We start from the raw sequence: 12,786 nt of genomic DNA, 5'->3' as shown, positions 1-12,786 counted from the left end.
GACTTCCTGAGGCTCCACTCCCCCACCCGTCACCTTACAAATCCGTAAGTTGAGGCCGAAGCCTGATCAGCTAGATTGCTGCCCCAGGCATCCGGGAACGATCGGGCTGATGCGAATCCTGCTTATCGAGGACGATACCAAGACGTCCGATTATATCGCCAAGGGTTTTTCCGAGGCCGGGCATGTCTGTGACGTGTTCGGCGACGGCCGCGATGGGCTGTTTCAGGCGCAGCGCGAGGCCTATGACGTCATCGTCGTCGATCGCATGCTGCCGGGCCTCGATGGCCTGGCGATCGTGCGTTCACTGCGCGCCGCCAAGGTCGGCACATCGGCACTGTTCCTGACATCGATCGGCGGCGTCGACGATCGGGTCGAGGGGCTGGAGGCGGGCGGCGACGATTATCTTGTCAAACCCTTTGCCTTCTCTGAGCTGATGGCGCGCGTCAATGCGCTTGGCCGGCGGCCGCCGGTGCAGGAGCAGAGGACGGTGCTGAGGGTTGCCGATCTCGAGCTCGATCTGATCCGGCGGGAAGCCCGCCGCGCCGGCCAGGTGATTGAGCTGCAGCCGCGCGAATTCACCCTGCTCGAGGTGCTGATGCGCGGCGAAGGCCGGGTCATCACCAAGACGATGCTGCTGGAGCGGGTCTGGGATTTCCACTTCGATCCGAAGACCAGCGTCGTCGAGACCCATATCAGCCGGCTGAGAGCCAAAGTCGACAAGCCGTTCCAGGCCCAGCTTCTGCATACGGTTCGCAACACCGGATACAGCCTGCATGCGCCTCGCTAGCCTGCGCAGGAGCACGCCCTTCCGGCTTGCCGTCACCTTCGGCGTCCTCTTCGTCGTCACCTTCATTCTCAGTGGCGCTATCATCTATCACATGCTGCGCCTCGGCCTCGGCCGCGATCTCGACCAGTCGCTCACCGAGATGAATTCGCTTGTCGTCTCGACCTATGAGCCCAACGATACCGAGGATCTGGTCAACACGCTGAACAATTATGCGAGCTTCCAATCGACCGCCGACGGGCTCTACTCGCTGACCGACCATGCCGGCAAGAAACTCGCCGGCAATTTCGCAGCCCCCCGTATCCCCAACGGCGTCTATACCGTCACCTCCAGGGATGTCGGGCTGAAGGGGCATGAGCGCTACCGGATGCAGGTCTCGACCATCGGCCCCTATAGCCTGGTGGTGGCGGAAAACTTCAACGATGTCGACGAGATGCTGCGGATCGTGCTGGTGAGCTTCGAATGGGCGGCCGCGATCGTCGTGGCGACCGCGATCGGCGGCGGCGTCTTTCTCGCCGTTCGCGCCCAGGCGCGGCTGGACCGGGTCGCCCTCACCATGAACGATGTCTCGCTTGGCCAGCTTCAGGCCCGCATTGCGATCACCGGAAACGGCGACGATCTCGACACGGTGGCGATCCAGATCAATGCGGCGCTGGAGCGGCTGCAGAGATTGGTCGAGAGCATGCGGCAGGTGAGCGCCGATATCGCCCATGATCTGAAGACGCCTCTGAACAGGCTGCGCCTGACGCTGGATGCCGCGGTGGCGGGAAACGACCGGCAGGCGGATGTTTCGGCGCTGCTTGACGAAGCGAGACACGAGAGCGACCGGATCAACGCCACCTTCGAGGCGCTGCTGCGCATTTCCCAGATCGAGGCCGGCGCCCGCAAGGAGCGTTTCCAGGCGACCGATATCGACGCCGTGCTTGCCGTGATTTCCGAGGTCTATGCCGGCGTCGCGGAAGACGCGCTGATGGCGCTGACGATTGCGGAGCGCTGTCCCGCGCTCATCCGGGGCGACCGTGATCTGTTGACGCAGATGATCGCCAACCTGGTGGAGAACGCGATCAACCACTGCCCGGCCGGAACCGGCATCACGGTTTCTCTCCGTTGCCAGGGCGGCCGCGCCATCCTTTCGGTCGCCGATAGCGGCCCCGGCATTCCCGCCGGCGAAAGGGACAAGGTCTTCCGGCGTCTCTACCGGCTCGACAAGAGCCGCACGACGCCGGGAAGCGGGCTTGGGCTCAGCCTCGTCAAGGCGATCGCCGAGCTGCATGCGGCCGAGATCACCATGGCGGACAATCATCCCGGCCTCATCGTTTCGATCGGCTTCCCGTTGATGCCGACCGAGAAGCCCTAACCGCCCATCCCGGAGGAGCGGTTCTAACCGCTCACCCCGGGGGAGCGGTTCTAACCGCTCACCCTCCAAGCCGCGAGACGGCGGAAGCGACGAGCAAAACGGCGCACCTCAGCCGCGGTTCGATAGGGCAGGACACTCCACGGCCGGCGGCGGCCCAGCCGATAGGTCGAAAGCCCCGCCTGGATCTGGGAGCAGGGATCGGCCCTTTGGCTGACCGGCAGCGGATCGACGAAGCAGGCGCTCAGCCCATCATCGAACTCTAGATCGAAGGCGAGATCATAGGGCAGGCGCATGGGGACAAGCACATCGGCAATCCAGCCTGCCGCCTTGCGATTGATCAGATAGGCGCCGGACCCCTTCTCGCGGGTGAGCGCGATGGCAAGCGAGCGTGACGCGGTCAGCGGCTCCACCTTGTGCTTTTTCCCGGAATTGACGGTCGACAGGCGCAGGATGTCCCAGCGCGCCTGGTGCTCAAGAGCGGCCTCGAGCAGCTCGGCCAGATCGTCATCGAAATCGAGATCGTCTTCCAGAATGAGCGCGAACTCGGCATGGCTTCCGAGGAACCGCTTGGCGCATTCGACGTGGCTGAGATAGCAGCCGATCTCGAAAGGGTTCGGCCGGCGGCCGTGCCGGCTGAGATAGGCTGCTTCGTCGAAGCCCGGATGCGGCAGGCTCAGCCCTGCCCCATCGACCGCCGCCACACGCTCGAAGGCAAGGCCGAAGCTTGCCAGCAGGCGCTCCATTCGAAACCGGCGCAATGGCGCGCGGTCGAGATTGATCAGATAGGTATTCACCCGCAGGCTGACCGGATGAAGGGCCGGCATAAGGGCGGCAGGTGCGGTGCGCATGTTCATGAGAGAGCTGACCTTCGACTTGGCAATGATGGCGCCAAGCCTGCGCTCCAAACCTCACGGGGACTTCGCTGGAACTATACATTTTCGTAAAGTGCGAGGGTCGAACAACCGAGGCTGCATTTCTTACGGATTGGTATGATCCCGGCAAAGTGCGCGTGAGAATGCCGCGCTACCAGCTCTCGTGCGGCACGCAGTGGACGCCTCCCTTCCCGCGATCGAAACCGACAACCAGCGAGCCTTCGATGACGACAGCGACCCACTGCGTGCCGCCCCGGATGATCCCTGGCTTGAGCAATCGCTCAGCGCCTGCCTCCTCATTGATCAGAGTCGAAGGTGACAGGTCGCCCAGCGAGCGAGGATATCCAAGCTCAGCATCTATCGGCACTTCAATAACAAGGAGGCGGCTTGGCCAAACGATAGTCGACGCCGCGTGCGAACTCTTTGTGGAGCCGCGTGCGAACTCTTTGTGGAATTGGGTTTTCAAGCGACGACATTGGACGAATCAAAAGTCGTTAAGCAAGCTCCATTACGAAGCCGGCCCCGCCTATGTCATCGCCCAAATCGAGGCCCTGTTGCGTCAGTTGCACACGAAGGCGGTTCTGAACGTGCCCAATCCTCTCCAGTCCGCCCGCTTATTTGCCGCGCTTATCAAAGGATCCGATCTCCTGATTATCGCACGCTTCGATGAGGCGAGAGCAGAGGACGATAACGAAATCGAATCCTATTGCCGGTCGGCCGTCGCCATGTTCGTCGCCGCGCACGGTGGCAACAATCACGCGGGCGGATAGCTTGATTAAGAACGGATCAGAACAAGGATATGGCATGACAGAGGAAAATGTTTATCAGGTCGCCGACTGGAAAGGCCAAAGCGGGGAGCGCTGGGTCACTTACCAGGCCCGGCTCGATGCCATGATGGCGGCGTTCGGCCAGGCCGCGATCGAAGCCGCCGCGCCCGCTACAGGCGAACGCGTGCTGGACGTCGGCTGCGGCGCGGGAGCGTCCAGTCTGGATCTGGCCGCCCGCGTCGGCGCGGGGGGCCATGTGCTAGGCGTGGACATATCCGAACCGCTGATCGTCAGCGCGCGCGCGCGAGCGCCGCAGGATACGCCGGCCCTGTTCCAGGTGGCCGACGCCAGCAGCACCGAGCTGCCCGAGGGCGCGTTCGACATCCTGTTCTCGCGCTTCGGAGTGATGTTCTTCGACGATCCTACGGCGGCGTTCGCTCATATGCTGCGTGCGCTCAAGCCGGGCGCGCGAGTCGCTTTCGTCTGCTGGCGCGGCATGGCCGAGAACGATTGGGTGCGCTTGCCGCTGGGCGCGATGAAGGGCATCCTCCCGCCGACGGCGCCGCCCGATCCCGAAGCGCCCGGCCCGTTCTCGTTTGGCGACCAGGGGCGGGTAGCGCGCATTCTAACGGCGGCTGGCTTCACCGATGTCGCCATCGCGCCCTTCGATGCCTCTATCCCATTCGGCAAGGGGGAGACGCGGGATGCGGCGCTCGACGACGCGGTGAAGATGACACTCGAAGTCGGCCCGCTGGCGCGCGCTCTTGCTGATCAACCCGACGATATCCGGGCCCGCGCCTCGGCCGCGGTTCGTGCCGCCTTCGCGGGCTGCCCCGGTGAGCGGTCGGTGATGATCGACGGCGCGGCGTGGATCGTCACCGCGCGCAATCCGGCAAGCTGACAGGGATTATTAATACGCGCGACCTCTCCGTTCCCCGCCACGTCTCGCATGGCGGCGTCCCCTCTCCCCGTCTTTTACGGGGGGCCGCAGGATGGGTCGAGACGAGTGGCTCGACCCCGGCAAGGCTAGGGTGAGGGGCAGTCCTCGTTGCGTAAGGCCTCGGCGACATAAGGTGCGTCAGCCGTGCTCTGGGCTTAGCCACGAAAGTGGGCAGCCCCTGCGAGCTGCCCCTTGATAGGCAGGACTGCCTATTGCGCTTGCTTCCTCATGGCTTCGGCGATCTGCGCCTTGACGGCACTCAACCCGAGGCTCGCACCAGCCTGCATGGGTGGGAATTCGACGGCGGATTTCGCCAATTGTTCTACCCGCTGCTGTACAAGCACGAAGCGCCAGAACTCGAATTTATACCATTCGAAATATTCGAGGGAGCCGGTGTTCCCCTTGTAAAACGCTGTCCGCTCGAACGGGTCCAGACGTAGATTGACGATGGTTGGCGCACCCAATGTCACTGTGTCACCGAGCCAGCCGCCGGGCTGTTCCTTGAAGGTATATTTGTAGTCTTCGACGCGGGGACATGTCCAGGCCAGCGGATCATTGCCGGTGCGCGAAAGCCGCCCTCAAAGGTCGTGCCCTTCCCGCCATAGAACGGCGTCTGCCCGCCATCAGGCCAGGTAAAGTTCTCGGTTCCGTTGTCGGTGGTGAACATGACGATGGTGTTGTCGTCTACGCCCATATCCTTGAGCTTTTGCATCGTGGCGCCCACGATGTCATCAAGTTGGGCCATGCCAGCCTCGTGAATGGTCCATCCATTCTCCGAGTTGCGTATATTTTCATACTTCTCCGAGAGATGCGTTACGATGTGCATGCGGGTCGGGTTGAGCCACAGGAAGAACGGCTTTCCCTCCGCCTTGGCCTTTTCGATGAACTTGAAAGAGAGGGACTGGATTTCGTCGTCAACGGTCTTCATGCGCTCAGGATAGAGCGTGCCGGCATCCTCGATCCGTTGTTTGCCCACCTTGCCCCAGCGCGGCATTTCTGTCGGATCATCCACCTCTGTCGCCCAGGAATGGACCATGTTGCGTGGCCCGACGACGTTCAGTTGGTCCTGCGGATAACCAGGGTGCGCAGGGTCTTCCATCGCATCGAGGTGGTAGAGATAACCGAAGAACTCATCGAAACCGTGAACGGTCGGCAGGAACTCGTTCAGGTCACCGAGATGGTTCTTGCCGAATTGCCCAGTGGCATAGCCCATCGACTTGAGCACGGTCGCGAGCGTGGGGGCAGCAGCCGGCAGACCGATCTTAGAACCCGCCTGGCCCACCGTGGTCATGCCCGTGCGGACCGGCAACTCGCCGGTGATGAAGTTCGCACGGCCTGCCGTGCAACTCGCCTCGGCGTAGTAGTCGGTAAAGAGCATGCCATCGGCCGCAAGCTTGTCGAGATTTGGCGTGCGGCCCGCCATCATACCGCGATTGTAGGCCCCGATATTCCAGATGCCAACGTCGTCGCCCATGATGACGACGATGTTTGGTTTCGGCGTTTGGTTCTGAGCGATTGCCGGTGCACTTAACGTGACAGCAAATGCCGAAGCCAGTAGTCCGAAACAGAGGTTTTTTGTATAGCTCATAATTACTCCTCCTCCTGAGTTTTGCGCGCCCGTTACGGCACCGGTTTTAACGGTGCTACGGTGCGTGCAATGCGGTAGGCTGAAAGTCGTTCGTGGCTATGTATTATGCGCCGAAGGGGCGATCATGCCTGCTAGTGCAGGTGGGATCGGCGTCAAGGACGGCGTGGTTGCCGGCATCGGCAGATTGTCTCGCAAAGAGCTGCGGTAGACAGAGTTCGATCCCGCTTTGAATATCGCACAACTTTAGCTCAGCGACTAGGCGAGTTTCTCAGCTTATGCGAGACAGCCCAGTTGGAATAGGACGTCTGCTTCTGGCGCAATTCGACAGACCCGGCTGCCGCCTGTCGCCCCAAAGCTGCCAAGCGCAATTCAACGGAGATCGGGCTTCCGTCAATAGCGACATCTGGAAAGGTCTTCCCAGGAAGATGGCAATGACAAAGCGTGCTTGTGTTATACAGCGGTTCCCGCAATGGGTAAGGCAACAGACCAGGCGACAGGCGCCGACCCCGTCATTTCGTCTCCTCCCAATGGCTTTGCCAGAGGTCGAGCCTCGGCTTCAGCGGATCGGCTCCGACCGTTGCGCCGTCATTGCCGAAGTCGATGACCCTGTCGGCGAATGGGTCGTGGTGAGGCCATTTTGGCCGTGAGCCGCTATTGGGGTCACCCCTCCTTGCAAATTCGAGCCAGTATTCGCTTGCCAATGTGGCCATGGCCCAGTCGGCAGGTGTCACCTTGTCTTTCACCAGTGCGTTTGGAATGCCCAGCGTATACGGAATTTCGAATCCGTGCAGGGTGCCTTTCCATGCCGGATCGTTGCGGAGAGCCTCGGCGACATAGGAGAAACGATACCACCACGTCGGTTGACCAGCGCGGATCATCTCGTCAGCGAGGTGGCGGGATGGTTCGACAAGCGTCTTGTCGGCCAGAACCTGCTGCTTCAGCTCATCGAGGGTCTGTTGACCGCTGGGATCGTAGAGGCTGCGGGCTTCGGCTGCATGATTGCCGAAGAGCGCGAAGAGATCGTCTTTCGTCGCGGCCTCACCGATGCCGAGATCACGATCATTTGCCCCGACGATGACCGGAACCGGCGCCTGACGGCCCGCCGCAAAAGCCGCTTCCGGCGTTTCGAGCAAAAACCGTCCGTCAATGATCGCGCCTGAGATGCCGATGACAGGCTTGCCTGTCGACATTCCCACAAGCACCTCTTGTGCCGATGCGCCTTCGGTGAGCTTTTCCGCAGGCAGCGCCCGAAGGGCCGCCAGAGCCTCGGCATCGCTGCCATTGATTCCCAGAGAAGCCGCATAGTCCAACGCGATTTTCTCTGCTTCCTTCAAAGGTGACAAAGGCGTGCTCTGCGCCCGCGCGGTCGGCAGACCCGGCGACTGTAGAATGGCGCCCCGGAACAGCCCGCGTGACAGTGGCGATATCATGTGCGCCATCACCGAGCCGCCACCGGCCGACTCTCCGAAGATCGTCACTTTCTTCGGATCGCCGCCGAAGGCTTCGATATTTTGCTGGACCCATTTCAGGGCGGCCAGCTGATCCATGTAACCATAGTTGCCGACGGGCTCGTCAGGGGATTCCTTCATCAGCGCCGGATGGGCAAAATAACCCAGTCGGCCCATGCGGTAATTCATGCTGACGAACACAACCTTCCGGGCGGCGAGATGGCCACCGGGATATTGCGGGGTGTTTCCATGGGCAAGAGCGCCGCCGTAAATCCAGACCATCACCGGCAGCGGCGTGCGGAGACGCTTGACGGGTGTCCAGACATTGAGGGTCAGACAATCCTCCGACTTCGGCAGGTCGTCGGTCTGCATGCAGGACGGACCGAAATCGCGGGCATCCCTAATACCGCTCCATGTCTCCGCTGGTCTCGGATTGCGCCATCGCAGATCACCAACCGGCGGCGCCGCATAGGGTATGCCCTTGAAGCTGAAGACCGTGCCCGACCTCTCACCCTTCAGCATCCCGCCATCGATGGTAACGGTGTCGTCTGCCACAGCTGATCGTGGCACGAACGCCATCTGACAGGATGCGACCGCCAAAAAGAGCAGAAACGTGCGACGGCCGTCCACAAACACTGCACTCTCCACCGCTCAGTTGAGTGAGAGCAAAATACTCCCATAGGACGGCAACGGAAAGGGTTCATCAGGCATCGCTAAAGTGCGCTATTGCTCCACGGCGGGTTTCGGCTCGATCAGCTGGGAGCTTGGCGAAAACGCACCCCCAACCTCCGTCATCCCAGGCCTCGAGCCTGGGATCCATGGCCACGGCTGATGGCTGGGCCTCGGGTCAGGGCTACGGCAGTTCGCTTTTCGCCAGAAGCAGCCAATCAAACTTCTCTATTTCGGAAACAGGAACGTCAGCGCTACACGGAAACCTCATCCCTCCGGGCTGTGTTCGGGTGACTAGACCCAGTAGCGTGCTCCTGCAGCGAAGCTCACTGGTTGCTCGCCGAACTTCAGAACTCTCATGCCCTATCCCCTCTGGATAATCGAACTTGGCAGCGTCGGGACTACAGTTCCTTTGTCATCGGCGGATGCTTCCACTTGCCCTCCAGCGCTTCCTCCTTCGGCCAATATAGCCGCATGAAAGCGATGAACGGCCCTTTGGGCGCGGGCAACCAGTTCGCCTCCTTGTCCTTGCCGGGCGATTCGTTCTGGACATAGAACGTCAGGCCGCCGTCGGCGTCCTTCACGAACTGCGGCAGCATCGGCGAGTTGAGCAGGTAGCGGTTGATCGGATTGGCAACGAGCAGGCTCTGCGGAAGTTCGTACATCGTCAGCGACCAGAAGGCGTTGACGGGTGGCAGCTGCCCCGGCGCGAAGCGGAGGGCATAGCGGTTGGCACCATCCAGCTTCTTTCCGTCGGCATCGACGGCATAGACCGGATACATTGCCTCCTGTTTCGAATTGCCCCCGATGCCGAGCACGGCACCAGCCATGCGGTAGAGGTAATTGTTCTTCAGATACTCCCGCGTGCCGAAGACGTCGCCGGAGGTCACTTCGCCCGTGTCGATTTTCTGTTTCTCAAGAGTTGCCAGTTCCTTCCAGGCATCGGCCATGCCTTGTTCGAAGGCAGCCTTCATCTCCGGCGAAAGCTTGTCGAAGTCGATGGTCTTGCCGGCGCCGACGCCGATCTTGGCAAAACGCGCCGTGAGTTCGGTTTCCGACGGATCGGTCGGGCAATACTGCAGGATGAAGTTCAGGATGTTGAAAAACTCCGGCGACGTCTTCTCCTCTTCGGGCGTCAACGTCTTGATGAAATCAACAGCGGGCGCGGCTGCTGGCGCTGTTTGGCCGAGAAACACCGAAAGCGGCTCCGCCTTGTAGCCGGCCTGAACTTTCTTGACGTTGTCGATATCGTCCGGATTGAAAAGCTGCGTGCGGTAGGCGGCCCAGATAAAATCGGTCTCCGAGCGGATCACTTTCTTCACACCCGAGGGCGTCTCACCTTTCCAACCCGGACCGGCGACGAGGAAGCTGCCCCCGTCATTGCCGGTCGCGCGGCTGCCTAGATAGGCGAAGTTGAAGGTGTACGCGTCGATCATTTGGACGCTGAAATAGCGATCCTTTTCAATCGGAGGCACGGTGAGCACCATCGGTTCGGTGCGCAGGTCCAGGCCCAGCCATGAGTACGGCGTATCCGAGTTGGGCGTTTGGATTGCCGTGTCAGCGGGCGTGTAGACACGGGGAGTATTGACGATCTGGTTCCATGGCCCCTTGTATTCGGGATTTTTAGTATCGACGAAATAGGCGTGCTGGATGCGGTAGCTGTCCACCATCGGGAAGCCGTAGACATAGGCTTCCTTGGCGATGGCGCGGACTTCGGCCGCAGTGGCTTCCGCAGCTTGAGCGGCCCGGGGGCCAAATCCCGCTACCGCCGCGGTAAGAATCAGGCCATTTGTGAACTCGCGTTTTGTTAAATTCATGGCGTTTTCCTCCCGCGCCAATTGGCGCGCTCGAAGCGCGAAAACGCAAGTATGTTACAGTAACCTACGAAGGCCTGTGCGATCGAGCGCCCATTGACGTGAACAGGTTTCACCCCAATACGGTCAGGCCAGCCAGACGACAACGGGAGTGTAATAGTGAGCGAATCGACCGTAGCAGATGCAACAAACCGCATTTATGAGTCGCTTCAGGCGGACAACGCCGACATCGACGTGCATATCGCGGCCCTCAAGGCAGCGTTGACGCGGGCGGGTTTAAAGGAGGCCGTATTCGACCCCGCTAGGCTCGTGCAGAATAACCGTTCTGGCAGGAAGCGGATGGAGGCCTACTTTCGGCAGCGCGGTGTCACGGTGAAATTCTCAGCCTCGTGAAGCCTTCCTGTGAACCTTCAGTGGGCTCCAAGCCCACGCATTGGCGTCGGATGGGAATGAAGGTCGCGTCGAAGTAACCTGGCTCGTATCGGCCCTTAGTGGCGACGGGCGGCTGCTTGCCCTTTCCCGACGCTCGGCGGGCGGGTGGACCGTGAGAGTTGACCGAATGTGGACTCGCTGGAATAGTGAGCCGAGCAGTGTGACGTCGGAGTATTTGCGACCCTGCGGCTCGTGCTCACAACGGTTGATATTCCTGTGGGGAGTCCTCGATGTCTGTCATTTACAGGCCAGCCCAGGCGGAGGATTTGGCAGCCACCGATGTGCTGGTGGTCGCCAGCATCAATGAGCTCACCATCCGACATGGCTTCGGCCCAATGGCGATGCCAAACCCTCCCAACTTCCAGCTGTTTTCGCTTGAAGACGACCCCGGCGGTCTATGGCTCGCGGAGAACGGCAGCGACATCGTCGGATTCGCATGGAGCTGGGTGTGCGGTGATCTTTGGTTCCTTGCCCAGCTGTTTGTCGACCCGGCGCAACAGGGTCAAGGAATCGGCAATGAGCTGATGAGACGAACCATGGAGCACGCCCGAAAATCAAGGACGGCCCATCGGGCATTGATAACGTTCTCCTTCAATCGTGTCTCGCAAGGTCTCTATATCCGGCATGGCCTCTTCCCCAAAATGCCGATCTATTTCGTTGGCTCCAGTCGTGAACAGGTGGCCGCCAAGTTGCAGGAGCCGTCATTGCGAAGCGTCGCTCTCGTCGACACCGACGCTACGATAAAGAGACTTGCCGAAATTGACGCTCGCGCCGTCGGCGCTGCGCGAGACAAGCACCACCGCTATCTGCTCAGCGACCCCGCGACCACCGGTGTCCTGCTCTATGCCGGAAACGAATGCGTCGGCTACAGCTATGTCAGTGCGAGCGGGCATATCGGACCGCTCGCCGCCACTCGTGCAGACGTTCTTCGCGATGCTTTTGCTGCTGCGTTGAAGATTGCCGCGGATGGCTCGTCCGAGAAGGTTTCGGCGTTCCTGCCAGGCACATGCGAGGGCGCGCTCAGCCTGGCCATCGATGTCGGCATGCGTATCACGTTTCCGATGCTGCTGATGGCAGCACCCGGCTTCGGCGACTGGGTCAAATACCTACCGCGGAATCCAGGATTTATGTGAGCAATAATAGGTTCCTGCCACAAGCCGCATGACACCTTCGTCATCGATGGTGCGAAGCAGGAGGATGTCTTCGATGCGATCATCGCGGAAATCGGCCGTCTGCGGGCTGCCGACGTCAGAGGGGCCGAATCCCTTCCGCCCATGACATGCCGAACCACACCGCCGAATCTGGCGCCCTGCTCCACTCGATCAAGGTGTCGAGACCTGCCGTAACCGCGTCTCGTGAAAGCCCAGTCGCCACGATGTCGTCGATCGCTTCGTCGACGATGCCCGCAATGTTGCGAACCACATCCTCGAAATCGGGATCACCCGAGCAACCGCCGAAGAAAACAAGCGTGTTACGGCGAGGACGTAGGTCCGCCTGGTGAAGCAACTGCACGAGCCGACGCCCGACGATAGGGTCGTTGCAATGCCTGTCATAGGTGCGCTGATAAGCGTTCCAGACCGGCGAGAACCCCGGGGGTTCTGGCCATAGCCGCAGACCGTCGTAGTCGTCATCGGACAGGATCACACGGCCACCCGGCCGCACCGCGCGCGCCATGTTGCGAACGACCTGCAGCGGGTCGGGTATGTGCTCAAGGACGAAGCGAGCGTGAGCGACGTCGAACTGACCTAGCTCGTCGTCGCGAAGGGGCGGATCGAGGACGTCGCCCTGCCTCATCTCGATCATTGCGGTCTCGTCGTCGGCCGCCGCTTGGCGCAACGCCTCGGCGATCTGTTTCGGACTTCGCTCCAGCCCGAGCACTGGGACGCCGGTGACCCGTGCCATCATCCGCGAGTACTGACCAAGGCCGGCTCCGAAGTCGACGACGCGTTCACCGGCGGCGAGCTGCGCGGCATCGATACACCGCTCGTTCAGCCGTCTGTTCAGTGCGGTCAACCGCTGTTGTTCTGCCTCGCTCGATCCATGCGTGTAGTGAGATGATGACATTCGCTGCCCCCGCTGAATGGCGCGGTAACGGTGCCAGAATTCGGGCGAGAG

At 61.1% G+C, this 12,786-nt stretch carries 9 protein-coding genes and 2 pseudogenes; 6 read left to right on the top strand and 5 right to left on the bottom strand.

Annotation, left to right across the window (positions count from 1 at the left end; translation table 11 throughout):
* The first annotated feature begins 109 nt into the window (after positions 1-109).
* Complete coding sequence (locus U5G49_RS03745) at positions 110-787, top strand: winged helix-turn-helix domain-containing protein (protein ID WP_193446264.1); 678 nt, start codon at positions 110-112, stop codon at positions 785-787.
* Entirely contained in the window at positions 774-2,141 is a 1,368-nt protein-coding gene (locus tag U5G49_RS03740; protein ID WP_193446263.1) for a sensor histidine kinase, read from the top strand. Before U5G49_RS03745 ends, U5G49_RS03740 begins: the two co-directional genes overlap by 14 nt.
* Positions 2,142-2,191: 50 nt before the next feature.
* Here U5G49_RS03740 and U5G49_RS03735 read toward each other — a convergent pair whose 3' ends face one another.
* A complete protein-coding gene (locus U5G49_RS03735) occupies positions 2,192-2,995 on the bottom strand; it encodes a glycosyltransferase family 25 protein (protein WP_193446262.1) in 804 nt (267 codons plus the stop codon).
* Between the two features lie 337 nt (positions 2,996-3,332).
* On the opposite strand from U5G49_RS03735, the pseudogene U5G49_RS03730 reads away from it, so the two are divergent.
* Positions 3,333-3,783 (top strand): annotated as a pseudogene (locus U5G49_RS03730) (TetR/AcrR family transcriptional regulator C-terminal domain-containing protein); the annotation flags it as partial.
* 34 nt (positions 3,784-3,817) lie between these two features.
* Positions 3,818-4,681, top strand: coding sequence for a class I SAM-dependent methyltransferase (locus U5G49_RS03725; protein ID WP_193446261.1), 864 nt, complete (start codon positions 3,818-3,820; stop codon positions 4,679-4,681).
* 248 nt (positions 4,682-4,929) lie between these two features.
* On the opposite strand, the pseudogene U5G49_RS03720 reads toward U5G49_RS03725, so the two are convergent.
* The 3 genes and pseudogenes from U5G49_RS03720 to U5G49_RS03710 all read right to left on the bottom strand — a co-directional run bounded on the left by U5G49_RS03720 (position 4,930) and on the right by U5G49_RS03710 (position 10,242).
* Positions 4,930-6,308: pseudogene (locus tag U5G49_RS03720) on the bottom strand (sulfatase-like hydrolase/transferase).
* Between the two features lie 509 nt (positions 6,309-6,817).
* Positions 6,818-8,392, bottom strand: coding sequence for a carboxylesterase/lipase family protein (locus U5G49_RS03715; RefSeq protein ID WP_193446260.1), 1,575 nt, complete (start codon positions 8,390-8,392; stop codon positions 6,818-6,820).
* Positions 8,393-8,826: 434 nt separating this feature from the next.
* Positions 8,827-10,242 (bottom strand): DUF1254 domain-containing protein, encoded by a 1,416-nt coding sequence (locus U5G49_RS03710; protein ID WP_246289418.1) that lies wholly within the window; start codon positions 10,240-10,242, stop codon positions 8,827-8,829.
* A 153-nt stretch (positions 10,243-10,395) separates the two neighbouring features.
* Between U5G49_RS03710 and U5G49_RS03705 the strand changes: the two genes are divergently transcribed.
* The gene (locus U5G49_RS03705) at positions 10,396-10,632 is read left to right on the top strand and encodes a hypothetical protein (protein WP_193446285.1); all 237 of its coding nucleotides are present in this window, start codon (positions 10,396-10,398) and stop codon (positions 10,630-10,632) included.
* 269 nt (positions 10,633-10,901) lie between these two features.
* Positions 10,902-11,804: a GNAT family N-acetyltransferase gene (locus U5G49_RS03700; RefSeq protein WP_193446258.1), complete on the top strand. Its 903-nt coding sequence runs from the start codon at positions 10,902-10,904 to the stop codon at positions 11,802-11,804.
* A 115-nt stretch (positions 11,805-11,919) separates the two neighbouring features.
* Here U5G49_RS03700 and U5G49_RS03695 read toward each other — a convergent pair whose 3' ends face one another.
* Positions 11,920-12,684 carry a methyltransferase domain-containing protein gene (locus tag U5G49_RS03695; RefSeq protein WP_193446257.1) on the bottom strand — a complete coding sequence of 255 codons (765 nt, stop codon included), beginning with the start codon at positions 12,682-12,684 and terminating at the stop codon, positions 11,920-11,922.
* Positions 12,685-12,786 lie beyond the last annotated feature (102 nt).

It is taken from the genome of Rhizobium indigoferae (genome assembly GCF_034554815.1).
GTDB classification, from domain to species: domain Bacteria; phylum Pseudomonadota; class Alphaproteobacteria; order Rhizobiales; family Rhizobiaceae; genus Rhizobium; species Rhizobium leguminosarum.
Note: the sequence above shows the minus strand (reverse complement) of the source record. Positions and strands in the feature narration are given on the sequence as shown.

What these genes read in the sequence shown, in the direction of transcription:
- U5G49_RS03745 (WP_193446264.1), top strand. Translation starts at nt 110, where the DNA reads ATGCGAATCCTGCTTATCGAGGACGATACCAAGACGTCCGATTATATC.
- U5G49_RS03740 (WP_193446263.1), top strand. Translation starts at nt 774, where the DNA reads ATGCGCCTCGCTAGCCTGCGCAGGAGCACGCCCTTCCGGCTTGCCGTC.
- U5G49_RS03735 (WP_193446262.1), bottom strand. Translation starts at nt 2,995, where the DNA reads ATGAACATGCGCACCGCACCTGCCGCCCTTATGCCGGCCCTTCATCCG.
- U5G49_RS03725 (WP_193446261.1), top strand. Translation starts at nt 3,818, where the DNA reads ATGACAGAGGAAAATGTTTATCAGGTCGCCGACTGGAAAGGCCAAAGC.
- U5G49_RS03710 (WP_246289418.1), bottom strand. Translation starts at nt 10,242, where the DNA reads ATGAATTTAACAAAACGCGAGTTCACAAATGGCCTGATTCTTACCGCG.
- U5G49_RS03700 (WP_193446258.1), top strand. Translation starts at nt 10,902, where the DNA reads ATGTCTGTCATTTACAGGCCAGCCCAGGCGGAGGATTTGGCAGCCACC.